This is a genomic window from Bradyrhizobium diazoefficiens (assembly GCF_016616235.1).
Classification (GTDB): Bacteria; Pseudomonadota; Alphaproteobacteria; order Rhizobiales; family Xanthobacteraceae; genus Bradyrhizobium; species Bradyrhizobium diazoefficiens_H.
This window is the reverse complement of record NZ_CP067100.1, coordinates 3,762,105-3,787,820: the sequence shown is the minus strand read 5'-3', so window position 1 is coordinate 3,787,820 and position 25,716 is coordinate 3,762,105. Positions and strand designations below refer to the sequence as shown.

The following is a 25,716-nucleotide window of genomic DNA, read 5'->3' as shown; positions in this document are numbered from 1 at the left end:
CGAACACCGCACCGGACTGCGCGGTTTTCTAAAGAAGAGACGCGCCACGGTCAATGCCCGAGAATGTAAATTAGTTTGGCGAAATCAATTACTTAGAAATATGGTGCTATATTACCTGCAAAAACATCAAACATTTGGAATGGAATAGGTCGAGGTGACATGCGCGATCGGATCGGGCGAGGTGCCGGACAACAGCTTCACCTCGCCGACCGCCAGGCGTTTGCCGAGTTTGAGCAGCCGCGCTTCCGCCAGGACGTCCTGCCCCGGCTGGCCCTTGCGGAGGAAATTGATGTTGAGATTGGTGGTGACCGCGAGCCCGACCGGCCCGATGGCGGACAGCAGCACCACGTACATGGCGAAATCGGCGAGCGCCATCAGCGTCGGTCCGGACACGGTTCCGCCCGGCCGCAGCATCCGTTCGCTGAAACACTGGCGCAACAGGCAGGTCTGGCCGTCCGCGCTCTCGATGGCGATGTCGTCGCCGCTGAAGGCCTGGGGAAACTGGTCGCGAAGAAACCGTTCGACCTCCGCCACGCTCATTTTCGCTGCCGCCATACCGCCCCTCACCCTCGATTGTCCTCGCCTGTTACATTAAGTTAAGTGTGTCATCCAACTGGAATATCCGATGTCAGTCCAGCCCTTCCCCTCCCCGGAGCCGCCGATCCTCCTGCGCGAGATCGTTGGCAGCGTTGCCGTACTCACGCTGAACCGACCGGCCGCGCGGAACAGCCTCTCGGGGGCGATGATTGGGCAGTTGCATGCGAGCATCAACGCAATTGCAGAAGACAAGCGCATCCGCGCCGCCGTCATTGCCGCCAACGGTCCCGCGTTCTGCGCCGGACACGATATGAAGGAGCTGACCGCGCGCCGCACCGATCCTGATCGCGGCCGCGCCTTCTTCGCCGAGATCATGAACGCCTGCAGCGCGATGATGCAGGCCATCGTGCACCTGCCCAAGCCCGTGGTCGCGTCAGTCCAAGGCATTGCCACTGCCGCGGGCTGCCAGCTCGTGGCCAGCTGCGACCTCGCGATCGCCTCTGAGGACGCGAAGTTCGCCACGCCCGGCGTCGACATCGGCCTGTTCTGCTCGACGCCGATGGTGGCGCTGTCGCGCAACGTCCCGCGCAAGCAGGCGATGGAGATGCTGCTCACGGGCGAGCCTGTCACGGCCGACCGCGCCCGCGAGATCGGCCTCGTCAATCGCGTGGTGCCCGCCGGCGCTGAACTCGGCGCCGCGATCGAGCTTGCGCAACAGGTCGCGCTGAAATCCGCCTACACCGTCAAGCTCGGCAAGGAGGCATTCTATCGCCAGGCTGACATGACCCTTGCGGACGCCTACCGCTATGCGGCAGAGGTGATGACCGAGAACATGATGGCGCGCGACGCCGAGGAAGGCATCAAGGCCTTCATCGAGAAGCGCGAGCCGACTTGGCGGGATGAATAACCAATTCCTCATCCTGAGGAGCCGCGGAACGCGGCGCCTCGAAGGATAGAGGCCCGATTGTGGTTCGAGACGCGCGTGCCGCGCTCCTCACCATGAGGGTCCCAGAAAGAAAAAGATGAACCACGACGCCTATCCCGACAATTACATCCGCGGCATCCTCAACAGCGTGAAGTCGATCGCGATGGTCGGCGCCTCGCCGGTCAATGTGCGGCCGAGCTATTTCGCGTTCAAATATCTGGCGCAGCGCGGCTATGACATGATCCCGGTCAATCCCGGCCATGTCGGCAAGGAGCTGCTCGGAAAGCCCTTCGTCGCTTCGCTCTCCGACATCGGTCATCCCGTCGATATGATCGATATCTTTCGCAACTCCAGCCACATCATGCCCGTGGTCGAAGAGGCGCTCACGCTCGATCCGTTGCCGAAGGTGATCTGGATGCAACTCGGCGCCCGCGATGACGCGGCGGCGGCGAAAGCGGAATCCGTCGGCATCAAGGTGGTGATGAACCGCTGCCCCAAGATCGAATATGGCCGCTTGTCGTCCGAAATCTCCTGGATGGGCGTGAATTCACGCACGCTCAGTTCCAAGCGGGCGCCGGCGCCGACGCAAGGTATGCGGCTCTCCCTCAATCGAATGAGTGTCGGGGGCGGCGACACCGCGGCATCCGATCGCGCCGCCAAAAACAAGACCGAGCAGAGCTGAGACTATCGCGAAGGATTCATTTCGCGAACGCGACAATGCGTAGCAAGATCATTCCGATATGAAGCGGCAGCTTGACGGCGGCCACGGCGCCCATCAGCATGCCGCGCGATTTCAGGCCAAAAGAACAGGACGCCCTCAATGAGCGATCGCCTTCCGGGATTTTCAACGCTCGCCGTGCATGCCGGTGCCCAGCCCGATCCCACCACCGGCGCGCGCGCGACTCCGATTTACCAGACGACCTCTTTCGTCTTCAACGACGCTGACCACGCCGCCTCGTTGTTCGGCCTGCAGGCATTCGGCAATATCTACACTCGCATTGGCAATCCGACCAATGCGGTACTGGAAGAGCGCGTCGCCGCGCTCGAAGGCGGCACGGCTGCACTCGCGGTGGCCTCCGGCCACGCAGCGCAGGTCGTGGTGTTGCAGCAATTGCTGCAGCCCGGGGACGAATTCATTGCCGCGCGAAAACTCTATGGCGGCTCGATCAACCAGTTCACGCATGCGTTCAAGAGTTTTGGCTGGAACGTGGTGTGGGCTGATCCCGACGACATCGCCAGCTTTGAGCGCGCGGTGACGCCGCGCACGAAAGCCATCTTCATCGAGTCCATCGCCAATCCCGCCGGCAGCATCACCGACATAGAGGCGATCTCGACTGTGGCAGCCAAGGTCGGCGTTCCGCTGATCGTCGACAACACGCTGGCTTCGCCCTATCTGATCCGGCCGATCGATCACGGCGCCGACATCGTCGTGCATTCGCTGACAAAATTCCTGGGCGGCCACGGCAATTCGCTCGGCGGCATCATCGTCGATGCCGGCACGTTCGACTGGTCCAAGGGCGGCAAGTATCCGATGCTGTCGGAGCCGCGCCCGGAATATCACGGCATCCGGCTCCAGGAGACGTTTGGCAATTTCGCCTTCGCGATCGCCTGCCGCGTGCTCGGCCTGCGCGATCTCGGCCCTGCGCTGTCGCCGTTCAACGCCTTCATGATCCTCACCGGCATCGAAACGCTGCCGCTGCGCATGCAGAAGCACTGCGACAATGCCAAGGCAGTCGCCGAATTCCTCGCCGGCCATCCGGCGGTGGCCTCGGTGAACTATGCGGGCTTGGCAAGCGACAAGTACAACCAGCTCGCGCGCAAATATGCGCCGAAGGGCGCGGGCGCGGTGTTCACCTTCAGCCTCAAGGGCGGCTATGACGCCGGCGTCAGCCTGGTGTCGAAGCTGCAGCTGTTCTCGCACCTCGCCAATGTCGGCGACACCCGCTCGCTCGTCATCCACCCGGCCTCGACCACGCACAGCCAGCTCGACGACGCCGCCAAGATCAAGTCCGGCGCCGGCCCCGACGTGGTGCGGCTCTCGATCGGCATCGAAGACAAGGAAGATTTGATTGCCGATCTGGAGCAGGCGCTGGGCTAATTGTTGTCGTTCCGGGGCGGTGCGGAGCACCGAACCCGGAACCTCGGCATCGTCTGGTCATCTCTGGATTCCGGGTTCGACGCTTCGCGCCGCCCCGAAATGACGGTAGCCGTTCCAGTTAACAGTCATTAACCATATCTGCCCCATACATCGTCCTTGGATCGCCCCTTTGATTCGGAGCCGACGATGCTGCGCTGGATGGTGCCTGCCCTTGCGGCGATGCTGACGGTCTCAACCGCCCTCGCCGCTGATCTGCCGGCGACGCCGAAGCGGCGGGCCGTGTCGCCCCAGGGGCCGCCAAAGGTCTATGTCGAAACCGATCCGGATGCGCTGATCTCGCCCGCCTATGGCATCGGCAGCTATATCCGCAACCTGCCGGGCACGCCGCTGCTGCCCGGCTCGCATACGCTGCCGGGCTATTACGGCCGCCCGTGGGACTACGACTATCAGGGCTCGTATTACGGCGGGAAGCAGGTCGACTACTTCTGGCGCCTGCCCTATTCGTGCGGCATCTACGGCTATTGCTGATCAGCCAGCATCAACCGACCTGCCCGACCGGAACCGCTTGCGGCTGCGCTTGCGCAGATTGCCGCGAGGCGAGCCGCTCCACTTGCATCACCGCCAGCGTGAGCACCACGATCGCAATCGCCTGATGCGCGAGTGCGAGCCCGATCGGCACCTGGTTGAGCAGCGTGAGGATGCCGAGCACGGCCTGCAGGCTTACTGCCGCAAACAGCCACACGGCTCCGCTCGCCGCCGAACCTGCACGCGAGCGCAGCGCATCGAACGCATGCAATGCCGCCAGCGCGAACAGCGCATAGGCGGTCATGCGGTGCTCGAATTGCACCGTCAGGACGTTGTCGAACATGTTGCGCCACCATGGCGTCTCGAACCACAGCCGGTCCGGGGACGGAATCAACGCACCGTCAATCTGCGGCCAGGTGTTGAAGGCGCGGCCCGCGCGCAGGCCCGCGACCAGCGCGCCGAAATAGATCTGCACGAAGGTCACGCCGAGCAAGAGCGCGCTGGTGAAGCGCAGCCGCGCGGACGCGGCGATCTGCGGCCGTTCCTTGAGCCGCCGCACGGTCCAGACGATACCGGCAAAGATCAGCAGCGCCAGCATCAGATGCGTCGCCAACCGATATTGCGAGACCTCGACACGCTCAGTGAGGCCCGAGGCGACCATCCACCAGCCGACCGCACCCTGGAGCCCACCGAGTGCGAACAGCAGCCACAGCCGCCGCTTCAGCTCACTGGAGAGGCCGCCACGCCAGAGGAAGAACAGGAACGGCAGCAGATAGGCAACGCCGATGAAGCGGCCGAGCAGCCGGTGGCTCCATTCCCACCAGAAGATCTGCTTGAACTCGGACAGGCTCATGCCGGCGTTGAGCTCGCGGTATTGCGGGATCTCCTTGTAGGCCTCGAAGGCGTCAGTCCATTGCGCTTCCGAGAGCGGCGGAACACTGCCCGTGACCGGCTTCCACTCGACGATCGAAAGGCCGGATTCCGTCAGCCGGGTCGCGCCGCCGACCAGCACCATCAGCGCGATCAGCGCGGCCACGGAAATCAGCCACCAGCGCACAGCGCGCTGCGGTTCGGACGGGACGGAAATCGGCGCCATTTCAGGAGCTAAACCAGGCCTTTGGCTAAGAGACTTGAACCGGACTGCGTGCCCCTTATAGTCCCCCGCTCCCGCAGCGCAAGTTACGCGAAAGCCGCAAGTCCCGCCATGACGATCCGCACCCGCAAGTTCCTCGGCGCCATCCTGCTCCTGGTGCTGGCCACCGTCTGGGCCCTGCTCGGCATGGCCTTGGCGCAGATGCCGTGGATCGCCGCGTCCGGCTGGCGGCAGGCGGTCTATTACGTGGTGGTCGGCATGGGCTGGGTGCTGCCGGCGATGCCGATCGTGAGCTGGATGCAGCGGCCGGACCGCGTCAGGTCTGGCTCGTGACGCTGCCGGTCGGTCTCACCGGCGCAAAGGCAACACCTGATACCAGCACGCGCAGCATGCGCAGCGATTGCATCCGGCCATCCCAGGAAATCCGCGGCAGCGCGCGCAGATTGGTGCGCCCCTCCGCATCCACGATGCCCGGGATGGTCGACACGGCGCTGGCAAATCCGGCCTCCTCCGCCATCACGACATGGCTGCGCCGGAAGGAAGAGCGGTCGCCGAACGGAAAGGCGAGATGCCTGACATCGCGGCGAAAGGCGGCTTCCGCAACGGCCTTGCCCATGGTCATCTCGCGCAGCGCGGCCGCGTCCTTCATGTTGGCAAGAACAGGATAGTTCACGGTCGCACTGCCGATCGTCACCAGCGGATCGGCAGCCAGCTTCGCCAGGTCTTCCCAATCCATCGACGCTTCGCGCGAGAGCGCGGCGAGGTCGACCCGGTAGCGCGTGCAGAGATCGGCGATGGCCGTCGATAGATCCGGCGGGGGCAGCGAGCGCAGCCAACCTTCGAGAAGCGAGAACAGCGCCTGCTTCTCGGCATTGCCTGTGACGGTAAAGCGCTGCTCCTTCCCGCCCATCATCAGGTTGATGCGGCTCTCGCGCGCGATCACCTGCTCGAGGCCGAGCCACCAGGCTTCTCCGACACCGTCGGGAAAGGCGGTGGGAACGTAGATGGTGAAAGGAACCGCATGACGCGTCAGCAACGGATACGCGAAGCTGATGAGGTCCTTGGGCGCGCCGTCGAAGGTGAGGGCCACGAAGCGCCGCTTCTCCGGCAGCGTCACTGCACGGCGGCAAACCTCGTCCATGCCGAGGAAGTCGTATCGCCAGCGCTTCAGCGCACGGATGGCGCGATCGAGGAATTGCGGCGTGATCTCGTGCTTTCGCAGCGGCTGGAATCCGCCGCGCCGCCGCGGCCGCACGCGCGAGAAGCGCAGGATGGCGCCGGCGCCACGGCTGCGCAGCGCAGCCTGGCCGGTGAACCAGGCCAGCTCGAGGCGCAGCCGCTCCAGCCATCTGTCATCCGCAGCCAATATCCCACCTTCGCGTTCGCCGGCGGCCGTTCCCTCGCCCGTTGTCATTACCCTTTATTGACATTTCTTTGCAAAGGTCGGCCACAGGCCGAACTACGCATTTTTTTCATTTCTCGACAGGTTTCGCGAATGACCATGGCTGCGGCGGTGCAAAGCCGGACGGCAGAATCGCCCGCGCGGTCGAAAGCGAGCCGGATCGTGCATGTCGATATCGTCACCGATCTCGGCGAGGCTGAGGCGGTCTGGCGCGCATCCGAGGAGAGCGGCCACCTCTTCACGCCCTACCAGCGCTTCGACCTGCTGAGCCCGTGGCAGCGGCTCGTCGGCAGCCACGAAGGCGCCCGCCCCTTCATCGTCATCGCCCGCGACGCCGAGCGCCAGCCGCTCCTGCTGCTGCCGCTCTCCCTGCGCCAGAGCCATGGCGTGCGCACCGCCTGCTTCATGGGGGGCAAGCACACGACTTTCAACATGGGCCTGTGGAACGCCGAGTTCGCAGCGCAGGCTACCATCGCCGATCTCGACGCGCTGCTTGCGCCGGTGCGCGAACATGTCGACGTGCTCGCACTAACCCAGCAGCCGCTGCGCTGGCACGACCAGCAGAACCCGTTTGCACTTCTGTCGCGGCAGAGCTCCATCAACGGTTGCCCGCTGCTGCTCATGGAGCCAGGCGGGCCACCCGCATCGCGGATCAGCAACTCCTTCCGCCGCCGCCTCAAGAGCAAGGAAAAGAAGCTCCAGGCGCTTCCCGGCTATCGCTATCACCTCGCTACCACCGATGCGGACGTCACCCGCCTGCTCGACTGGTTCTTCCGCGTCAAGCCGGCGCGGATGGCGGAACAAAAGCTGCCCAACGTCTTCGCCGAGCCGGGCGTCGAACAGTTCGTCCGCAGCGCCTGCCTGTCGCCGCGCGGCGAGGGCCGCGTTATCGACATCCACGCGCTCGAATGCGACGACGAGGTGATCGCGATCTTTGCCGGCGTCGCCGATGGCCAGCGCTTCTCGATGATGTTCAACACTTACACGATGTCCGAGCACGCCCGCTACAGCCCCGGGCTGATCCTGATGCGCTACATCATCGACCGCTACGCCGAGCGCGGCTACCGCTCGCTCGACCTCGGCATCGGCTCGGACGAGTACAAGCGCATGTTCTGCAAGGACGACGACGACATTTTCGACAGCTTCGTCCCCCTGACCTCGCGCGGCAAGCTCGCGGCCATGGCGATGTCCTCGCTGAGCCATGGCAAGCGGCTGGTGAAGCAGAACCAGATGCTGTTTGATCTGGCGCGCAAGCTGCGGCAGGCGTTCGGGTAGGCTCCGAGGCTTCGCCGATAATCTATTCACTCGCGGGCTGCCGCCCTTACCCTCCCCTGGAGGGCAGGGTCGATCGCGCGAAGCGCGAGCGGGGTGGGGTGATCTCTCCACTCGGGCAGCGCGTCCGCGGAGAGACTGTCACCCCACCCCGTCTCACATTTCGCTTCGCTCAATGTAAGCCGACCCCTCCCCCTCCAGGGAAGGGTAAGAGGCAGTGCGGCCGTTGCTAAACTGGCCGATAAACGACGACGACGTCCCTCGCCTATGCCGCCACCACGCTTGGTGTTTCCAGCGCATTCGACGGCTGCACAGGCCTGCTCAGCATCGTCACCTCGCTGAAGCCGACGGCCGTCAGCTGCTCGCACATCAGCGTGCGCGCGTCCTGGGTCATCGACGCATCCGGCACCACGACGGCGCGGGCATGCGCCGTCAGCAGCTCCGCCGGCAGGTCGGATGCGCTTCCCGCATCAAGCAGCACGTGATCGTAGGCACGAAGCAGCGCGTCGATCGCGAGCGTCACCCGAGGCGATTGCAGCAGGCTGCGCTCGAAACCGGGACGGCCGGCCATGGCCAGGTGCAGCCGCGAGAGCTTATCCCGGGTGATGATTTGCGCGAACGAGGCCTCACCCTGCATCAGCTCGGCAAGGCCGGGCGCCGTGGCATCGACGGACACCGCGGCGATCGTCAGCGAGGACCCGGCGAGATCGACCACGATGACGCGTGCGTCGCGCGCCAAATGGCGCGCGAGTGTCAGCGCCGAGAGCGTAATGGCTTCGCCGGACGCAGTGCCCAGAACCGTGACCTTCTTCGCTGCTGGACCCGCGGCACGCAAGGAATCGGCCAGACGTTCGATCTCGGAGAATTCGCTGACGTCGCCATCGGCCGTCAGCTCCGGCTGGAGCGGTGCGGGCTCTTCCACGACCGGAGCGACAATTGGTTCGACGAACGGCTGGACCACCCGCTCTTGCCGCACCGGCGCCTGCACCGGAGCGAACACAGCCACCGCGCGCGGCGCGGTCTGGCGGAGCAGCTCGCCGGTGACGACGACGCCGGACGAGAGCAGCAGCGTCGCGATCGTCGCGATCAGCACGATCGGCAGCTTCTTGGGATAGGCCGGCGTGTTCGAGACCATGGCGCGCGAGATGATGCGGCCATCGGTCGGCGCGGTGTCGATGGTCTCGCGGGTGTTGGCCTCGCGATATTTGGCGAGATAGGTCTCGAGCAGGTCGCGCTGCGCCTTGGCCTCGCGCTCGAGCGCGCGCAGCTGCACGTCCTGACCGTTGGTCGACGTCGCCTGCTTCTTGAGCTGCTCGAGGCTCGCCGATAATTCCTGCACCCGGCCGCTGGCGAAGCGTGCATCGTTTTCCAGCGAACGGGCGATCTTGGCGGCTTCATCGCGGATCTGGTTGTCGAGATCGGCAAGCTGCGCCTTCAGCTCCTTGATGCGCGGATGATTGCCGAGCAGCGTCGAGGATTGCTCGGCCAATTGTGCCCGCAGCTGCACGCGCTGCTGGGACGGCCCGCGAATCGATTCCGAGTTCAGCACCTCGGAGGCCTCGATCGGCTTGCCGCTCTGGAGCATCTCGCGGATCAGCCGCGCCTTGGCTTCGGCATCGGCCTTCAGCGCACGCGCGTTGTTGAGCTGGGTGTTGACCTCGCCCATCTGCTGGTTCGACAGCGTGGTGTTGTTGGTGCCAACGAACAGGCTCGACTTGGAGCGGAAATCCTCGGCCTTGGCCTCGGCCTCGGAAACGTTCCGCCGCAGCTCGTCGATCCGGCCGGCATACCACTGGCTGGCGTTCTTGGCCTGCTCCTGGCGCGCATCCTGCTGGAGCACGAGATAGCCGTCGGCGATCGAGTTGGCGACGCGCGCGGCGAGATCCGGATCGGCGGATTGGAATTCGATCACGATCACCCGCGACTTGTCGACGGCGTAAGCCTGGAGGCGCTCGTAATAGGCGTCGAGCACGCGCTCTTCCGGCGTCATCGAGAACGGATCGCGGCCGATGCCGACCATGGCCGCCAGCGATTTCAGCGGCGAGATGCCTTGCAGCACCGGATCGAATTCGGGCCGTTCCGCAAGCTTGTTCTTCCTGATGATCTCGCGCGCGAGATCGCGCGACAGCACGAGCTGCACCTGGCTCGTGACGGCCTCGGCGTCCAGCGCCTGCCGTTCCTCGGTGCGGTCGCTGTTCGGCCGCAGGAACACGTTCTCTCGGCCGTCGATCAGGATGCGCGCCTCGGACTTGTAGCGCGGTGTGACGAGATTGACGGCAGCAATGGACGCGACGAGCGCGAGCACCGTCGGCACGATGATCCAGCCGCGCTTGCGCGCCAGCACCGCGCCAAGCGCGTGCAGGTCGATGTCGCCGGATTCAACAGGAGCCTGCTTCGGAGCAGCGGGCGCAGGCTTGGCTTCAACCTTGGGCGCGGCTTCGGCCAACATGGCCTCGGCGACCTTGGGCTCAGCTTTGGACTTCGACACGGCCCGCTCGATCACAGCCTTGTCCTTGCCGGCACGCCAGAACGCTAAACGCATCGAACACTCCCGCAGGGCAATGCTGCGACTCTACCTCAACCGGGGCGATTACACTCCATTAAGGTTGCCGCTGCGTTAATCGTGCCGCGCGGCGACCGGCAAACTCGCACTCGTCACCGTTTGTTAACCACGAGGGCTCTTAATCCATCTCGATATTTCGAAGATTGTTCGAGCATTCGCCGGACGCCGCGCTGGTTCTGATCATGCCCCCCTCTCCCGACCGGCCGCTCCGCATCCTCCACGCCGTGCGCGCTCCCGTCGGCGGCATCTTCCGCCACATCCTCGACCTCGCCAACGGCCAAGTCGACCGCGGCCATTATGTCGGCATCCTCGCCGACAGCCTCACCGGCGGGGAGCGCGCCGACAAGGCGCTGGCCGAGCTCGCGCCGCGGCTGAAGCTCGGCGTGCATCGCCTCGCGATCCGCCGTGAACCGTCGCCCGATGATGTCCTGGTATGGCTGCGGATGCGGCGCCTGATCGCCAGCCTCAAGCCCGACGTCATGCACGGCCATGGCGCCAAGGCCGGCGCCTTCGTCCGGATGCGGCGGCGCTCGGACGACACCATCCGCATCTACACCCCGCACGGCGGCTCGCTGCATTATCCTCTCAACACCTTCAAGGGCGAGTTCTACGCCCGGCTCGAACGCACGCTGATGGATGCGACCGATCTGTTCCTGTTCGAGAGCGCGTTCGCCCGCGACACCTATCAGCGCATCGTCGGCACGCCCAAGGGCGTGGTGCATTGCGTTTTCAACGGCGTGACACCGGAAGAATTCGAGCCTGTCATCACCGCCGAGGATGCGACCGATCTCTGCTATGTCGGCGAGTTCAGGCACATCAAGGGCGCGGATTTGCTGGTCGATGCGGTGGCGCGCCTGCACGCAAGTGGCAGGAAGGTCACGCTGACCCTCGGCGGCGACGGCGAGGAAATGGCGGCCTTGAAAGCGCAGGTCGAGAAGCTCGGCCTCGCGAAGGCCATCCGCTTCATCGGTCACGTCAAGGCGCGCTACGGCTTCTCCAAAGGGCACCTGCTGGTCGTGCCCTCGCGCGGCGATTCCATGCCCTATGTCGTGATTGAAGCGGGAGCCGCCGGCATTCCCATGATCGCGGCCCGGGTCGGCGGCATCCCCGAGATTTTCGGGCCCGAGAGTCCCGCCCTGTTCGCGGCAAGCAACGCCGAGGCGATGGCTGAGGCGATCGCCGCTGCGCTCGACGATCCCGAGGCAACGGCAGAGCGCGCGGTGTCCCTCCGCCAGCGCATCTCCGCACATTTCTCCCAGCAGGCGATGGTCGACGGCGTGCTCGCGGGCTATCGCCACGCATTTGCCAATCATTAACCATCCTCAAGGCCGCTTTAGAAAATCTTCCGATTTGTTCGATAATCGAGCTGCCAGGGGATGCTCGCCCGGGCGCAAGATTGCTGCCCCCGGGTTTTTCGGAATGGACGTGGACGCCCGTGGAACCGCTCAACGCACGCTCGATGCTCGATGCCGCGACCAGCGCCGCGGCCGGCCCGGTTGATAAACCCTTCGTCGAACGACGGCGCCGGCTGACGCCGGCTGCGCTCGAGGTCGTCAATCAGAAGGTCGCCCGCGCCTATTCGCCGATCGTGATCACAGGCTTCGTGCGCGCGGCGGACTTCACGCTGCTGAGCCTCGTCGGGGCCGCGCTCTATGCCGGCTATGTCATGCCGATGTCGGGCTTCAGCTGGGTTTATCCTGCGCAGATCGTGGCCGTCGCGATGGCAGCGGTGGTCTGTTTCCAGGCCGCCGACATCTACCAGGTGCAACTGTTCCGAGGGCAGCTGCGGCAGATGAGGCGGATGATCTCGTCCTGGTCGTTCGTCTTCCTGCTGTTCATCGGCGTCTCCTTCTTCGCCAAGTTCGGCAGCGACATGTCGCGGCTCTGGCTCGCCGCCTTCTTCTTTCTCGGCCTCGCCGCGCTGATCGGCGAACGTCTCGTGCTGCGCTCGCTGGTGCGCAACTGGGCCCGTCAGGGCCGGCTCGACCGCCGCACCATCATCGTCGGCTCCGATCGCAATGGCGAGGAGCTGGTCGAGGCGCTGAAGGCGCAGGACGACTCCGACATCCACGTGCTCGGCGTGTTCGACGACCGCAACGACAGCCGCGCGCTCGACACCTGCGCCGGCGCACGCAAGCTCGGCAAAGTCGACGACATCGTCGAGTTCGCCCGCCGCACCCGCGTCGACCTCGTGCTGTTCGCGCTGCCGATCTCGGCCGAGACGCGCATCCTTGAGATGCTGAAGAAGCTCTGGGTGCTGCCGGTCGACATCCGCCTCTCCGCCCACACCAACAAGCTGCGCTTCCGGCCCCGCTCCTATTCCTATCTCGGCGAGGTGCCGACGCTGGACGTGTTCGAGGCACCGATCACCGATTGGGATCTGGTGATGAAATGGCTGTTCGACCGCGTCGTCGGCAGCCTTGCGCTGCTCGCGGCGCTGCCGGTGATGGGCCTCGTCGCGCTGGCGGTGAAACTCGACAGCCCCGGCCCGGTGCTGTTCCGCCAGAAGCGCTTCGGCTTCAACAACGAGCGCATCGACGTCTACAAATTCCGCTCGATGTACCACCATCAGGCCGACCCGACCGCCTCCAAGGTCGTGACCAAGAACGATCCGCGTGTCACCCGCGTCGGCCGCTTCATCCGCAAGACCAGCCTCGACGAGCTGCCGCAGCTCTTCAACGTGGTGTTCTCCGGCAATCTCTCCCTGGTCGGTCCGCGCCCGCATGCGGTGCAGGGCAAGCTCCAGAGCCGCCTGTTCGACGAGGCCGTCGACGGCTATTTCGCCCGCCATCGCGTCAAGCCCGGGATCACCGGCTGGGCCCAGATCAACGGCTGGCGCGGCGAGATCGACAACGAAGAGAAGATCCAGAAGCGCGTCGAGTTCGACCTTTATTACATCGAGAACTGGTCGGTGCTGTTCGACCTTTACATCCTGCTGAAAACGCCGGTCTCGCTGCTGACCAAGAACGAGAACGCGTATTGAGTTTTGTCGTGCCCGAGCCCCACTGTCATCGCCCGGCTTGACCGGGCGATCCAGTAATCGCCGGCAGCGGAAACTGCCACGAACGGCTCGGCGTACTGGATGCCCCGGTCAAGCCGGGGCATGACAGCGGTGCTTGTGGCGTATGAGTTGCGTAAGCGTATGAGCGTGTGATGGCATATGCGGCGACAGCCGGGGAGATGAATGCAGCGGTTCGCGCTGCGCCCGGCGTGCTGGCGCTCCAGCGCACGCTGGTGTGGCTGGTCGGCGCCACCGGCGCCATCGTCTTCATCGAGCCGAGCCCCTACGAGATCGCGACGCTGCTCGCGACCGTCATCTTCTTCGCTACCGGCCTGCGCCTACGGCTCGCGCTGATGCCGCTGGTAGCGCTGCTGGTCTTGCTCAATGTCGGCTACACCATCAGCGCGGTCCCGCTGTTCGAACAGCCCGAGGTGGCGAGCTGGATCGCGACCTCGTGGTACATGGCGGTGACCGTGGTGTTCTTCGCCATGATCGTCTCGGAGGACACGGCCGCTCGGCTCGACATGCTGCGGCGCGGCCTCGTGGTCGGCGCGATGGTGGCCTCGCTCTCGGCAATCGCCGGCTATTTCCACCTGGTTCCGGGCGGGGATGATCTCCTCACGCTCTACGGACGCGCGCGCGGCACGTTCAAGGACCCCAACGTTCTCGGCGCCTTCCTGATCCTGCCGGCGCTGTTCGCGCTCCAGAGCGTGGTCTCCGACAAGCTCCTCAAGGCCTTCCGCAACGTCATCGCCTTCGGCATCATGTCGCTGGCGATCCTGCTCGCATTCTCCCGCGCGGCCTGGGGCGGACTGGTGCTGACCTCCGCCTTCATGCTGGCGCTGATGGTGCTGACCAGCCGCACCAACGCGCAGCGCTCCCGCATCATCGTCATGGCGATCGTCGCCGCGGTGCTGGGCCTCGCTTTGATCGCGGTGCTGCTGTCATTCGACTCCATCGCCGAGATGTTCAAGCAGCGTGCGAGCTTCGACCAGAGCTATGACGAAGGCCGCTTCGGCCGGTTCGGCCGCCACATTCTCGGCGCGGAGATGGCGCTCGACCTGCCGTTCGGCATCGGCCCGCTGCAGTTCCACCGCTTCTTCCCCGAAGACACCCACAACTCCTACCTCAATGCCTTCATGTCCGGCGGCTGGCTCTCCGGCGTGTGCTACCCGGCGCTGGTCTTCACCACCGTCATCATGGGCTTCCGGCACATCTTCGTCCGCGTGCCCTGGCAGCGCGCTTATCTCGCCATCTTCTCCGCCTTCGTCGGCACCGTCGGCGAGAGCTTCGTGATCGACACCGACCACTGGCGGCACTTCTGGATGATGCTGGGGGCGATGTGGGGCATGATCGCGGCCGCGCAAATCTACAAAATCAACGTTTCGGACGAAGCTTCTTCAGTTTGAGATCGGGACGCTGCTCCGGCGGCGTGTCGATGAGGCTCTTGAGCGCCTCGGTGGCCGCGAGCACGCCCTTGTAGCCGTCCGTTGCGAAGCGCAGCAGCAGACGCAGCTCCTCGTCGGAATAGCCGCTGCAAATCTTCTCCATCGCCTGCTGCATCGGCACGTAGAGCTGGCCGATCTTCATGGCCTGCTCCGGCACGACCGAGATGAAGACCTTGCGACGGTCCTTCTCGTCGCGTTCGCGGCGCACGAGGCCAGCCTTCTCGAGCCGGTCGACCACGCCGGTGATCGCACCCGTCGTCAGCCCCGTTACCTCGGCGAGCCGGCCGGCCGTGACACGACCCTCGAGATAAAGAATGTCCATGCATTCGAGGTCGGAATTGGCAATTCCGGCAACGTTCGCAACGGTCTGGCCATAGAGCACGCCCTGCGCAGACGACCTGCGCATCGCTTCTTCGAGCTCTTCCAACAACGCCGCGCGCGCTTTCGTCCTTGACAAGGCCTACCTCATATCTTAGTCGATATATATCTTAGCCGCTAAGATAGTTAGCAGCCGTGATTTCTCCTAGCACCACGGAAACGTCAGGAGCAAGCCATGTCCAACCGTCCCCGCAAGGCCTTGATCATCGGTGCCGGCATCGCCGGCCCTGTCGCCGCGATCCTGCTGCGCCGCGCCGGCATCGAATCAGCGATCTACGAGGCCTGGCCCTATTCGAAAGGCATCGGCGGCGGGCTTCAGATCGCGCCGAACGGCATGCATGTGATGGACGAGATCGGGCTTGCGAACGAGCTGATCAGCCGCGGCTCGATTGCCGAATCCTTCGATTTCTATTCGCAAGAAGGCGAGCGGCTCGGCTCGATCAATCGCGACATGGAACAGCGCTTCGGCCAGCCGGCGGTCAATGTCTGCCGCGCCACGCTGAACGAGATGCTGATCGACAAGGCTTGGTGCGCCTGCGTCTCGCTCTATTTCGAGAAGCGCCTGGTCAAGATCGAGGACCGCGGCGACCAGCCTGTTATCGCCTATTTCGCCGATGGCACCACCGCCGAAGGCGACTTCCTGATCGGCGCCGACGGCGTGCATTCGATCACGCGACGCCAGGTGGTGCCGGACGGGCCGCAACCGTTCAACACCGGCCTGATCGGCTTCGGCGGCTTCGTGCCGCATGCGGTGCTCGATGGCAGGCCGATCGGACGACACGTCGAGACCACGTTTGGCCAGAGCGGCTTCTTCGGCTACGGCTATTGCAGCCCGGATCCGAACGACGGCGTGATGTGGTGGAGCACGCAGCCCGCGCACGGCATGGACGCGGCGATGTTCCGCGCGCTCGACCAGGCGACGCTGAAGCAGCATCTACGCGGCTTCCATCGCGGCTGGCACGCCCCGATTCCCGACATCATCGAAGCCGCCGAGAACATCGTGGTCACCGACACGCTGGATGTCGCGACGCTGCCGACCTGGTCGCGCAAGCGCTCGCTGCTGATCGGCGATGCCGCGCATGCGACCAGCCCCCATGCCGGCCAGGGCGCCTCACTCGCGCTGGAGGATGCGATGCGGCTCGCCCGACTGATGCAGGAGGGCCAGGAGCTAACCGCCACCTTCCAGGCCTTCGAGGCCGAGCGGCGCCCCCGCACCGAGAAGATCGTCGCCATTGCCCGCCGCAACGGCAACAACAAGCGCGAATTCAGCGCCACCGGCGCCTGGATGCGCAATCAGATGGTGAAGTGGCTGCTGCCGCTGGGAGCAAAGAGCATGGATTTCATGTACGCGTATGATGCGCGAGCGGTGTAGCTAGCATCTCAGTGTCATCGCCCGGCCTTGACCGGGCGATCCAGTATTCCAGAGACTGCAGTGATTGAGCCGAGAGGCCGCGGCGTACTGGATGCCCCGCCTTCGCGGGGCATGACAGCGTCCGTGATGCACGCCGTCTACCCCTCCACCCCAAACTTCAACCCCGCATTGTCCTGCAGCCGCTTGATCAGCTTGTGCTGCATCGCTGCGCCCGGCGTCCAGATTCCTCCGGCGACGTCCGTCGCATCGCGCAGCAGGCAAACTGCGCATTCGGCGATCATCTTCGAGGTCGAGCCATAGCCGGGATCGCGGTCGCCGGTGACGCCGGCGCGGACCATGCGGCCATCAGGCGCGATCGCGACATAAAGCAGATTGAAGAGGCCGCTCTCCCGCTCTTCCTTCGAGGGCCCCTCGCCCGGTTTCGGCGCATTCGGGCCAGTCTTCTCGGCGTTGGCAGCCATCACGCGTTTCGCGTTGGCCTCGCCCTGCTCGCCGGGGCCGGTCAGGACCATCTCGTCGTAGACGAACTCGCGGCCATAGGGAAAGCCCATCAGCATGTTGGAGCGATGGACGTTGCGCGTGTTGATCAGCGCCATTGTGAACGGCGCACTCCAGGATTGCAGATCCTCCTCGAAGGCCGCCCTGTTGCCCTTGGGCTGCTTCACGCCGGTGAACCCCGGCGTCAGCGCAAAATGGTCGTTGAGGATGGCGACGAGGCTGAGATCCTTGGCGACCGCATCGAAGGTCGCTTTCGCGCTCGCCGCGGTGCCGCCCGAGAGCGCACCGCGCATGTCGCGCACGCGCCCCTTCACGCGCGACGCCGGCGCGCCGAACACGCGCTTCGCCTCTTCCTGCACGAAGAACGTGCCGAGTTCGAACGGCACGGAATCATAACCGCAGGAGAACACGATGCGTGCGCCGCTCGCCTTGGCGGCGGCCTCGTATTTGTCGATCATCTGCCGCATCCAGACCGGCTCGCCGCAGAGATCGAAATAATCCGTACCGCCTGCGACGCAGGCCGCGAGCAGGTCCTCACCATAGAATTGATACGGACCGACGGTCGTGATCACCGACTTCGTCTGCGCCACCATCGCCTTCAGCGAGGCGGCATCGGAAGCGTCCGCCACGATCAGCGGCGTATCGGCGGGCGCGCCGATCGCCTCGCGCACCGATTTGAGCTTGTCGAGGCTGCGGCCCGCCATCGCCCATTTGAACGCTTTGTCGTGCTTGTAATGCGCAGCCAGATATTCGGCGACGAGCTGGCCGGTGAAACCGGTCGCGCCGTAGACGACGATGTCGAATTTCGCTGAGCTCATGGTCGGCCTTTACTTTTTTGCGTAGCTCACGCCCATGCCGGCACGGACGTCGCTTTGAATGCCATAGGGCGGGATCGGATAGCGCAGGCCGTTCTTCGCCAGCGCCTTCATGCCCAGAACCGCCTTGGCGAGATGATGAGGCTTCAAGGCCATCAGCATCTCCTCATCCGGCACGCCGCCATAGCGCCGTTCGGCATAGCATGGCAAGGACAGGCTGGGCTCGCCGGTCTTGAGCGCCCTGCCCCAGGAATCAGCGCAAGCCGTCTCGCCGACCACACCCCATTCGAACTTCTTGTAACCGGTATATTGCAGCCCGTTGATCAGGATGATCATCTGCCCGGGCGTCGCGTAGACGAGGCAGATGTCGGGCGGATCGAGCCTGCCGCTGGCGAGCGGGCTGACCGCGAGCGCCTGATACTGCCCGAAAGGAACCACGTCCAGCGCCTCCTGGCGCTTGCGCGCGTCCTCCGCGGTGCCGTGCCAGACGCCGACATAGTTTTCGCCGGCGAGCCATTTTTCGTCCTGGGGGCTGAGGCCAATCACCGCGCGGCACTGTGCGCCGACCAGATCGTCGCCGGTGATGCCGACGGTCCAGCCCAGCCGTGCGGCCATGCTGACGATCTGGTCGGTGGTATGGATCGCGTTCGGCCGCCGGATTTTTGGAATCGCCTCCATCTCCGCGGCTTGCGCGAACAGCTTCATGCCGATCACCGTCGTCTTCAGCCGCAACAGGCTGTTGAGATCGGCAACGAGGCCGGCCAGATCGATCCTGTCTGCGCTCTGCTGCTGCATGGCGTCCTCCGGGCGGCGCTCGCGCGCCGTGTGTTCTTGTTTGGCAGCCCCCGTTCTAGTCCGTGCCGGGTCCCGGAAGCAACTCGCCGGTCCGTCCCATGAGGCGGTACGCCAAAAGGCCGATCCATTCGCGCACTGCGACGTCGGTCTTGCCGAGCCCGTCGGCGCCATTGCGGGTAAAGGCGAAGAGCTCGTCACGCCCGCCCATACGCCAGTCCACCGGATAAGCTTCGACGTCAAATCCGGCCTTGCGAAAGATGCCCATCGCGCGCGGCATGTGGAAGGCGGACGTGACCAGAAGCCACCGCTCGCCGGGTTTCGGCGCCACCAGTTTCTTGGTGAAGATCGCATTCTCCCAGGTATTGCGGGAGTCGCGCTCGAGGATCAGTCGCTCCTTCGCTATGCCGATGCTCTCCAGGATCGGCGCAGAGTAATCGGCTTCCCTCGCCTCAGTCGGGATCAGGCTTGCCGTGCCTCCGGTGAAGACGATGCGCGCATTCGGATAGCGGCGCGCCAGCTCGGCCGGCGCAAACAAGCGATCCGCCGCGCGCGGGACCACCGGCGTGCGATGCGCTGCCGACAAATCGGTGTCGACGGAGCCGCCGAGCACGATGATGCCATCAGGCGCGCCGCGCGAGGAGTCCCACGCCGGAAATCGCGACTCGAGCGGATACAGCAGGAGATTGCCAAGCGGCGAGAACGCAGCCAACGCCAGCAGGATCAGCGTGGTCGCGGCCAGCTTGCGGCCGAGCGCCGCAAAGCGCGTCGCCATGAGCAGCAGCGACAGGATTCCGAGCTCGACCAGCAGATTGATCGGCAGCAGCGCGGTGCCGAGCGTCTTGGAAAGAACGAAATACAGGGGAGCCTCGCTGGAATGATCGTGCCATGCGCGGGCTTGACCGGCCCGGCCATCTACAGAAAGCTTCTTGAAAGAGGATCGATCGCCGGGTCAAGCCCGGGCGTAACGAGCAATACCGATTGGACGCGGCAAATGACCCATCATCACCTGCATTCCAGCCCCGAGACCTGCCATTGGGGCTTTTTCGAAGCCAAGCTCAAGCCGGTCCTCACGGTCGCGAGCGGCGACGAGGTGACGGTCGACACCATCAGCGGCGGTCCCGACATGCTGCCTGAGCGCGACACATTTCACATTCCGCCGGAGATGCACGAGGTTCACGCCAGGAACGAACGCATGCTGCCCGGCCACATCCTCACCGGCCCGATCGCGGTCGTGGGCGCCGAACCCGGCGACGTGCTCGCGGTCGAGATCCTCGACGTCCAGCTCCGGCAGGACTGGGGCTGGAACATGATCAAGCCCCTGTCGGGCACCCTACCCGACGATTTCCACGAGACGCGCATCCTCAACATCCCGCTGGACCGATCGCGGATGGTCGCGCGCATGCCGTGGGGTCTCGACCTGCCGCTCAAGCCGTTCTTCGGCGTGATGGGCGTGTCGCCGCCACCTAGCTGGGGCCGCATCTCCTCCCTGATTCCGCGCGCGATGGGCGGCAATCTCGACAACAAGGAGCTTGGCGCCGGCGCGACATTGTATCTGCCCGTGTTCGTTCCGGGCGCGCTATTCTCCTGCGGCGATGGCCATGGCGTGCAGGGCGACGGCGAGGTCTGCGTCACCGCGATCGAGACCGCGCTCCGGGGCCGCTTCCGCCTGACGCTGCGCAAGGACCTCAGGCTCGACTATCCCCGCGCCGAGACGGCGACGCACTACATGACCATGGCGATGGACCCTGATCTCGACCAGTGCGTGGTGCGGGCGCTGCGCGACATGATCGCGCTGCTCGGCGAGACGCGAGGCCTGTCGCGCGAGGACGCCTATACGCTGTGCAGCCTGGCGGCCGATCTGCGGGTGACCCAGACCGTCAACGGCGCCAAGGGCATCCACTGCATGATCGAAAAAGCGATCGTGCACGGCTGAGCCAAAGCCTGCGCTCCCTGACCCGTTGATGCCGCGCCGTCGCCCGGCCTGCCGCGCGGCGCGCTGAGTCATGTCCAATTTCATCTGCGATTCCAACGGGCTGAGCATTGCGCTCAACCCGCATTTGACTTCCACCCCCGAACCTAAATAGAGTCTTAATCGTTACTTTTATGTACCTGAGTAAGAGGCTAGCGTTCGGCCATGGCCACCGAAAAAGCCGAGACTGACCGCATTCCCGTAACCTTGGCGCTCTCGACCATCACCTATCTGGAGAAATTGGTGAGACAGGGCACCCACGGCACCAGCGTTCCCGGCGTCGCACGTACCTTGATCGAGGAAGGCATCCGTCTCGCCATCAAGGACGGGCTTTTGTCGATTCGCGACAATGGCAGGACGTGAGCGCGCGCCGGACGTGAGGCGGACGGATCTTGCGATGCGGATGGCCGACATCTGCAAACCTGGGACCGTTACAATGCCTGTTCTCTCACCAACTTCTTCACCGACTTCACCGACTTGGACTGACGAACGAATTGAACTTCTGAAGCGGCACTTCGAGGCCGGCCTGTCCTGCCGCGAGATCGCCGCCGACATCGGCGTCAGCCGCAATGCCGTGATCGGCAAGCTGTCCCGGCTCAATCTGACGCGCGGCAGATCGGGGGATGACCGCAAGCTCGAGCGAGAGCTTGCGCCGGCCCGCGCGAGGCGCGCCGTGCCGCGACTGCAATACGAGATGCTGGCCACGATCTATGGCGAGAGCGATGTACCCGTGACGACCGGGCCGATCGACGACGCCAATCGCTGCTCGCTGCTGGAATTGTCCGAGAACCACTGCCGTTGGCCGATCTCGAGCCCGGGCGAAGAGGACTTCTGTTTCTGCGGCAATACTGCGCCCGACGGTCAGCCCTATTGCGTCGGTCACAGCCGCCTCGCCTACCGGCCGAACTCACGCGTCCGCACGATGCGCGGCTAGCTTCTTGTCTGACGCGTTTTCTTTGCGCGGACCGGTATCCACTTCGCTTGAAACGCTCTGCCCAAAAAACGAAAACCTCCGGCGGGGCATCGCCGGAGGTTTCTGGAGGCTTAGCGTGAAGCTAAGAGCCGTGACTTTCGTAATCGGCTGAAGACTATATAGCTGATTAACTCAGGTAAGTAAATAAGTTTGAAGCCGATCGAATCGCATGGCTCGTCTTCATCGGCCGCGGGCACATCGTTTTTCCGAAATCGTGCCGCATCCGGAAAAAGCCCCGGCGGTGTCCCGCCAGGGCTTCATCGGATCGGAGCGACCTTGAGCTTACCAGTTGCGCTGGGCGCGCAGCAGCAGGCTGTAGGTGTCCTGGTCCTTCAGCTCGTACGTGGCCGCCGGCTTGGCAACCGACGTCAGTGCCGGGGTCGTGATCACGCCCGAGTACTTCTGGTCGAGATGGCTGTAGGTGAAGTCAGCCGAGAAGGTCAGGTTCTTCACCGGCGTCCAGCGGGTGATGACACCCACCTGGCCGATATTGAAATCCGGGTTGCAGGTGCCGGTCAGGGTGGCGAACGCGGCGCTGCCGCAGATCAGGCCCTTGGCCGTGCCGCTGTAGTTGACCGCAGCCCACGCGCCGTACAGCGCCGTGTTCCAGTACGGGCTCCAGTTGTGGGTGAAGGCACCACGGAAGCCGTAGGTCTTGGTCAGCTCCATGCCGCCGCCGGGGCCGAACACCGCGTCAGACACGCCGGCAAAGCCGATGCTCTGATAGGCCGCGTTCGAGCTGCCGAACATCGAGTAGCTGGTCGCAGCCAGCGACTGGAAGTTGTAGCGGCTCGCGCCATCGGTGTAGACGCCCGAGACGTTGATCACATCGCCTGCACCGGTCGGGATGTTCTTGATCGACAGTGCGAGCTGAACGGCCCAGCCCCACTTGTCTTCGGGGTGACCGGTGACTTCGGTCGCACCATAGTAGGCGGCGTGGTTGTCGTGCGCGGCAACCGACGCCTGGAACATGCCCCAGGCCTGGTCGACGCGGACCATGCCGACGAGGTCGGGAGATCGGGTGCCACCGATGTCGTTCGAGCCGTAGGCGCCACCGAGCACGCCCGAAGTGCTCATACCGGCGGTGTTCCAGATGTTGGTCGTGAAGAACTGAGTCTGGTCCTGCGCCGAAATCGCGGCCGTCACGCCCTGGCCGAAATCAGCCGTGTAGGTGAACTGGGCGACGCCGTTGGTCGAGCCGCTGCCGCCGACCAGCTGGTCGAAGTTGTTGCCGGGATAGTTGATCCAGGGCGCGTCGAACTGCGATACCGCCTTGCCCATGGTGAAGCCGGCGAACTGGATGAAGGCGTAGTAGACGCCGAGCGCGCCGCCCGAGATGCCGCCGTCCGTCGGGTTGATGCTGGTCGTGCCGGCCACCGTGCCACTGTAGGCGGTGGTACCTGTGGCAGAGCCGGTGCCGATATAGCTGCCGGTCGTCCAGGTGAAGACCGCATCGAAGTAGGTGCGGACCACGCCGTACTCGGTCGCGGTGCGCGTGTCGATGTTGAGATCTTCACGAGCGCGCATCGAGTAGTAGTTGGTCAGGCGGTTGTTCGCCGCAAACACGCCGTTGTACTGGGCGTTGTAGTTGCCGCCGGCATTGAGCGCCACTTCAGCACGCAGATAGCCGCCGAGCTTGATGCAGGTGTCGCTGCCCGGAATGTAGTAGAATCCCGCGCCGTACAGCGTGCAGATCTTCACGTACTCGACCGCCTTGGCCTTGACCGGAAGATCGGCCGCCTGGGCTCCACCGACGGCGATCAGACCCGCCGCAGTGCCGAGCAAAAGGCTCTTCACCACTTTCATTTAAAAACCTCCAAGTTGCTCATTTTGCGAAGACCGGACCGTGAGGCCCCCCAGATCTCCGTCTCTTCAAATCCGCTCGGCCGCTTCGCGCTTTCGGACACACCCGCATTCGACGCGCGGGACGTGAGCGAACCACCTGCAACGGGACGATCGAGTACCCCCACCGTCACGGATCAATATGCATGGGTCATTCTGCTAATCAAAATAGTTTATTTGATAAGCTTTGTGGTTTCACTAAGCCTGTGCCTCGCGAGCAACACTCCGCCGCACCGGTATGCTGAGTCGGTCATCTTTGTAGTTTTAGTGACCAAATTACCCTGCTCTGCACTTGCGTCAGGGCAGGCTTGCGTGGACTATGGCCTTCCATGACACCAGCCAGAAGAATCAGATCACGGGAGTGACGCTGTGTCCGCAACGAGGAAGGAAGGAGCGCGCCTGCGCTCCATCGGAAATCTCGATATCATCAGGCGCTTCACCTGGGAGATATCGTCGATCAACATGTATCTGGAGGAGCTGCGTCAGTTCTGGGCCAGAACGCTCGGCATCAGCGGCCCGCAATGGCTGATCCTGATGGCGATCTCCGACCTCGACAAGGACGACGGCATCCCGGTCAACGTGGTCTCCAAGCTGCTCCACGTCGATCCGTCCTTCGTCACCACCCAGTCCAAGCTGCTCGAAAAGAAGGGCCTGCTGCGCCGGCGTCCGTCCCCGACCGACGCCAGGGTGGTCCGGCTCTCCCTGACCGAGAAGACACAGAAGCACCTGGCGAGCCTCAACGAGCAGTACAAAACCATCAAGGAATTCGTCTTCCAGGAATTCGACGAGAACGAGCTCACCGAATTCACCACCAAGCTCGCGATGCTGAAAACCCGTCTCGAGAAGGCCTGCGTCCGCCTCAGCCTCGACTTCTGACGCGGGCCGCCGCTAAAGCACGATCCGGAAAAGTGCGAAGCGGTGTTCCGAAAAGATCATGCTCAGACATAAGCTAAGCGCGATGACGTTTCATTCCAATCTCATCGCGTTTTAGACGCGCGCCATGCCGAGCCGCGATTCCAACCAGTCGAAGATGTATTCGTTGGCAAGGCTCGGATTGTCCGCATGGGCTTGCGCTGCGCCGGTCTCCGCCGCCGTGAACACCTTGAGCATGACATCCGACCTGCTGCCGAGCCGGGACGTCTGGACGATCTGACGGGCCCGATCGGCCTTGAGCCAGCCGTCCTCACCCAGCGTGATCAGCACCGGACAATCGGCGCCGGATGCCATCAGCGGCGCATGCGGCACCGGGACGATGCTGACGTCGTTCATTGCGAACCGGCTGGCGAAGAAGGCCCGCTCGTGCAGGTCCCAGAGGCCGCCGTCGCAGACGGCGGCCGCAAGCCGCGGCTCCTGCAACACCGCGCGCGCCACGAAGGAAGAGCCCCAGCCGTCGGCGAGGATCGCGACGCGATCGAAATCGACGTCACGGCGGGTCTCCAGATAATCCATCACGGCGGGAATCGCGCTCTCGAGATCCCGCCGCCGCAACAGCGCGTCGAGATAATCGTCGCGCTGGTCGCCGAACAGGTCCAGCGCCAGCATCGAGAATCCGCGCTCGCGCGCATGCGGCGCCAGCTTGAACAGGAATTCCTCCTTGCGGTGGCCGGGCTCGCCGATGCAGATCACGGTCGGAGCCCGCTCACTCGCCGCCGGCGCGGGCAGCAAGTAGCCTTGCAGGGAATGACCGCCGAGCCAGGGGATCGTCACGACTTCACCGGCCGGGCCGCGCGCAGAAAGATAGCGACGGGCGCATTCCTGCATCGCGAGCACCGCAACCCAGCGGCGCTCGTCGGCCGGATCCAGCGGCATCGCCGCCGCACCATAGTAATTCAAGGCCCGCAGCCAGTTGCGCTGCGCCGTCGCCATGTGGCCTTCCGCGAACGCAGCCTCGGCGCGCTGCCGGTTCACGCGTGCGAGCTTCTTCCACTCGCGATGCCAGGACTGCTCGTCGCCCCGCTTGAGCTGCCGCGCGATCATCAGACATTCTGCGATCGTGGCGCCGCCCTCCTGGGCTGCGGTGAGCAGCCTCGTGAATTCAGCGGAGATGTCCTCTCTCTCCGGGCAAAGGGTCCACTCGTCGGAGAGGCATGCGGGTATCATCGGGAGCTACGCTCTAATCATCGCGTTACGCTTGATTGACTAAACTATTTTGCTTCCGTGACCAAGCTGCCGCGCGTCAATTGAGAGCCCATCAAGATCACCATCGCTTG

Annotated in this window: 24 protein-coding genes; 14 read left to right on the top strand and 10 right to left on the bottom strand. The window is 64.3% G+C overall.

Features of this window, described 5'->3' with window-relative positions; all coding sequences use genetic code 11:
* Window positions 1–126 precede the first annotated feature (126 nt).
* Window positions 127–555: a PaaI family thioesterase gene (locus JJB99_RS17955; RefSeq protein WP_200499961.1), complete on the bottom strand. Its 429-nt coding sequence runs from the start codon at window positions 553–555 to the stop codon at window positions 127–129.
* A gap of 70 nt (window positions 556–625) precedes the next feature.
* Between JJB99_RS17955 and JJB99_RS17950 the strand changes: the two genes are divergently transcribed.
* The 4 genes from JJB99_RS17950 (at window position 626) to JJB99_RS17935 (ending at window position 4,088) form a co-directional block, all read left to right on the top strand.
* A complete protein-coding gene (locus tag JJB99_RS17950; RefSeq protein ID WP_200499960.1) occupies window positions 626–1,444 on the top strand; it encodes an enoyl-CoA hydratase in 819 nt (272 codons plus the stop codon).
* Between the two features lie 115 nt (window positions 1,445–1,559).
* On the top strand, window positions 1,560–2,144 hold the full coding sequence (locus JJB99_RS17945; RefSeq protein WP_200499959.1) for a CoA-binding protein: 585 nt from the start codon (window positions 1,560–1,562) through the stop codon (window positions 2,142–2,144).
* A 138-nt stretch (window positions 2,145–2,282) separates the two neighbouring features.
* On the top strand, window positions 2,283–3,560 hold the full coding sequence (locus JJB99_RS17940; RefSeq protein ID WP_200499958.1) for an O-acetylhomoserine aminocarboxypropyltransferase: 1,278 nt from the start codon (window positions 2,283–2,285) through the stop codon (window positions 3,558–3,560).
* A gap of 186 nt (window positions 3,561–3,746) precedes the next feature.
* Window positions 3,747–4,088, top strand: a complete 342-nt coding sequence (locus JJB99_RS17935) for a hypothetical protein (RefSeq protein WP_200499957.1) — start codon at window positions 3,747–3,749, stop codon at window positions 4,086–4,088.
* A 10-nt stretch (window positions 4,089–4,098) separates the two neighbouring features.
* Here the strand turns inward: JJB99_RS17935 and JJB99_RS17930 are convergent, their stop codons facing one another.
* Window positions 4,099–5,181, bottom strand: coding sequence for a COX15/CtaA family protein (locus JJB99_RS17930; RefSeq protein WP_200499956.1), 1,083 nt, complete (start codon window positions 5,179–5,181; stop codon window positions 4,099–4,101).
* A 108-nt stretch (window positions 5,182–5,289) separates the two neighbouring features.
* On the opposite strand from JJB99_RS17930, the gene JJB99_RS17925 reads away from it, so the two are divergent.
* Complete coding sequence (locus JJB99_RS17925) at window positions 5,290–5,511, top strand: DUF2842 domain-containing protein (protein WP_200499955.1); 222 nt, start codon at window positions 5,290–5,292, stop codon at window positions 5,509–5,511.
* Here the strand turns inward: JJB99_RS17925 and JJB99_RS17920 are convergent.
* Window positions 5,495–6,544, bottom strand: coding sequence for a polysaccharide deacetylase family protein (locus JJB99_RS17920; protein WP_200500205.1), 1,050 nt, complete (start codon window positions 6,542–6,544; stop codon window positions 5,495–5,497). The two genes, JJB99_RS17925 and JJB99_RS17920, sit on opposite strands and share 17 nt — an antisense overlap.
* Before the next feature lie 129 nt (window positions 6,545–6,673).
* On the opposite strand from JJB99_RS17920, the gene JJB99_RS17915 reads away from it, so the two are divergent.
* The gene (locus tag JJB99_RS17915) at window positions 6,674–7,855 is read left to right on the top strand and encodes a GNAT family N-acetyltransferase (protein ID WP_200499954.1); all 1,182 of its coding nucleotides are present in this window, start codon (window positions 6,674–6,676) and stop codon (window positions 7,853–7,855) included.
* A gap of 262 nt (window positions 7,856–8,117) precedes the next feature.
* Here JJB99_RS17915 and JJB99_RS17910 read toward each other — a convergent pair whose 3' ends face one another.
* Window positions 8,118–10,394, bottom strand: a complete 2,277-nt coding sequence (locus JJB99_RS17910; protein ID WP_200499953.1) for a GumC family protein — start codon at window positions 10,392–10,394, stop codon at window positions 8,118–8,120.
* 203 nt (window positions 10,395–10,597) lie between these two features.
* Between JJB99_RS17910 and JJB99_RS17905 the strand changes: the two genes are divergently transcribed.
* From JJB99_RS17905 to JJB99_RS17895, 3 genes are all read left to right on the top strand, one after another.
* A complete protein-coding gene (locus JJB99_RS17905) occupies window positions 10,598–11,731 on the top strand; it encodes a glycosyltransferase family 4 protein (RefSeq protein WP_200499952.1) in 1,134 nt (377 codons plus the stop codon).
* Between the two features lie 119 nt (window positions 11,732–11,850).
* Window positions 11,851–13,398 carry an undecaprenyl-phosphate glucose phosphotransferase gene (locus JJB99_RS17900; protein ID WP_200499951.1) on the top strand — a complete coding sequence of 516 codons (1,548 nt, stop codon included), beginning with the start codon at window positions 11,851–11,853 and terminating at the stop codon, window positions 13,396–13,398.
* Window positions 13,399–13,568: 170 nt separating this feature from the next.
* Complete coding sequence (locus tag JJB99_RS17895; RefSeq protein WP_200499950.1) at window positions 13,569–14,825, top strand: O-antigen ligase family protein; 1,257 nt, start codon at window positions 13,569–13,571, stop codon at window positions 14,823–14,825.
* Here JJB99_RS17895 and JJB99_RS17890 read toward each other — a convergent pair.
* Window positions 14,794–15,270 (bottom strand): MarR family transcriptional regulator, encoded by a 477-nt coding sequence (locus JJB99_RS17890; protein WP_200500204.1) that lies wholly within the window; start codon window positions 15,268–15,270, stop codon window positions 14,794–14,796. The two genes, JJB99_RS17895 and JJB99_RS17890, sit on opposite strands and share 32 nt — an antisense overlap.
* Window positions 15,271–15,417: 147 nt before the next feature.
* Between JJB99_RS17890 and JJB99_RS17885 the strand changes: the two genes are divergently transcribed.
* Window positions 15,418–16,614, top strand: coding sequence for an FAD-dependent monooxygenase (locus tag JJB99_RS17885; RefSeq protein ID WP_200499949.1), 1,197 nt, complete (start codon window positions 15,418–15,420; stop codon window positions 16,612–16,614).
* A 137-nt stretch (window positions 16,615–16,751) separates the two neighbouring features.
* Here the strand turns inward: JJB99_RS17885 and JJB99_RS17880 are convergent, their stop codons facing one another.
* Genes JJB99_RS17880 through JJB99_RS17870 form a run of 3 tightly spaced genes read right to left on the bottom strand, consistent with a single transcriptional unit; the run spans window position 16,752 to window position 19,494 of the window.
* Window positions 16,752–17,930, bottom strand: a complete 1,179-nt coding sequence (locus JJB99_RS17880; protein ID WP_200499948.1) for a saccharopine dehydrogenase family protein — start codon at window positions 17,928–17,930, stop codon at window positions 16,752–16,754.
* 9 nt (window positions 17,931–17,939) lie between these two features.
* Window positions 17,940–18,722, bottom strand: coding sequence for a DUF169 domain-containing protein (locus JJB99_RS17875; protein ID WP_200499947.1), 783 nt, complete (start codon window positions 18,720–18,722; stop codon window positions 17,940–17,942).
* A gap of 55 nt (window positions 18,723–18,777) precedes the next feature.
* The gene (locus JJB99_RS17870) at window positions 18,778–19,494 is read right to left on the bottom strand and encodes a YdcF family protein (RefSeq protein ID WP_246775285.1); all 717 of its coding nucleotides are present in this window, start codon (window positions 19,492–19,494) and stop codon (window positions 18,778–18,780) included.
* Window positions 19,495–19,713: 219 nt separating this feature from the next.
* Here JJB99_RS17870 and JJB99_RS17865 point away from each other — a divergent pair, with 219 nt between their 5' ends.
* The 3 genes from JJB99_RS17865 (at window position 19,714) to JJB99_RS17855 (ending at window position 21,625) form a co-directional block, all read left to right on the top strand.
* Entirely contained in the window at window positions 19,714–20,655 is a 942-nt protein-coding gene (locus JJB99_RS17865) for an acetamidase/formamidase family protein (RefSeq protein ID WP_200499946.1), read from the top strand.
* 201 nt (window positions 20,656–20,856) lie between these two features.
* The gene (locus JJB99_RS17860) at window positions 20,857–21,054 is read left to right on the top strand and encodes a hypothetical protein (RefSeq protein ID WP_007603456.1); all 198 of its coding nucleotides are present in this window, start codon (window positions 20,857–20,859) and stop codon (window positions 21,052–21,054) included.
* Window positions 21,055–21,127: 73 nt separating this feature from the next.
* The gene (locus JJB99_RS17855; RefSeq protein ID WP_246775284.1) at window positions 21,128–21,625 is read left to right on the top strand and encodes a GcrA family cell cycle regulator; all 498 of its coding nucleotides are present in this window, start codon (window positions 21,128–21,130) and stop codon (window positions 21,623–21,625) included.
* Between the two features lie 321 nt (window positions 21,626–21,946).
* On the opposite strand, the gene JJB99_RS17850 is transcribed toward JJB99_RS17855, so the two are convergent.
* Window positions 21,947–23,470: a porin gene (locus tag JJB99_RS17850; protein ID WP_200499945.1), complete on the bottom strand. Its 1,524-nt coding sequence runs from the start codon at window positions 23,468–23,470 to the stop codon at window positions 21,947–21,949.
* A gap of 405 nt (window positions 23,471–23,875) precedes the next feature.
* On the opposite strand from JJB99_RS17850, the gene JJB99_RS17845 reads away from it, so the two are divergent.
* Window positions 23,876–24,382 (top strand): MarR family winged helix-turn-helix transcriptional regulator, encoded by a 507-nt coding sequence (locus JJB99_RS17845; RefSeq protein ID WP_200499944.1) that lies wholly within the window; start codon window positions 23,876–23,878, stop codon window positions 24,380–24,382.
* A 111-nt stretch (window positions 24,383–24,493) separates the two neighbouring features.
* On the opposite strand, the gene JJB99_RS17840 is transcribed toward JJB99_RS17845, so the two are convergent.
* The gene (locus JJB99_RS17840; RefSeq protein WP_200499943.1) at window positions 24,494–25,606 is read right to left on the bottom strand and encodes an alpha/beta hydrolase family protein; all 1,113 of its coding nucleotides are present in this window, start codon (window positions 25,604–25,606) and stop codon (window positions 24,494–24,496) included.
* Window positions 25,607–25,716 lie beyond the last annotated feature (110 nt).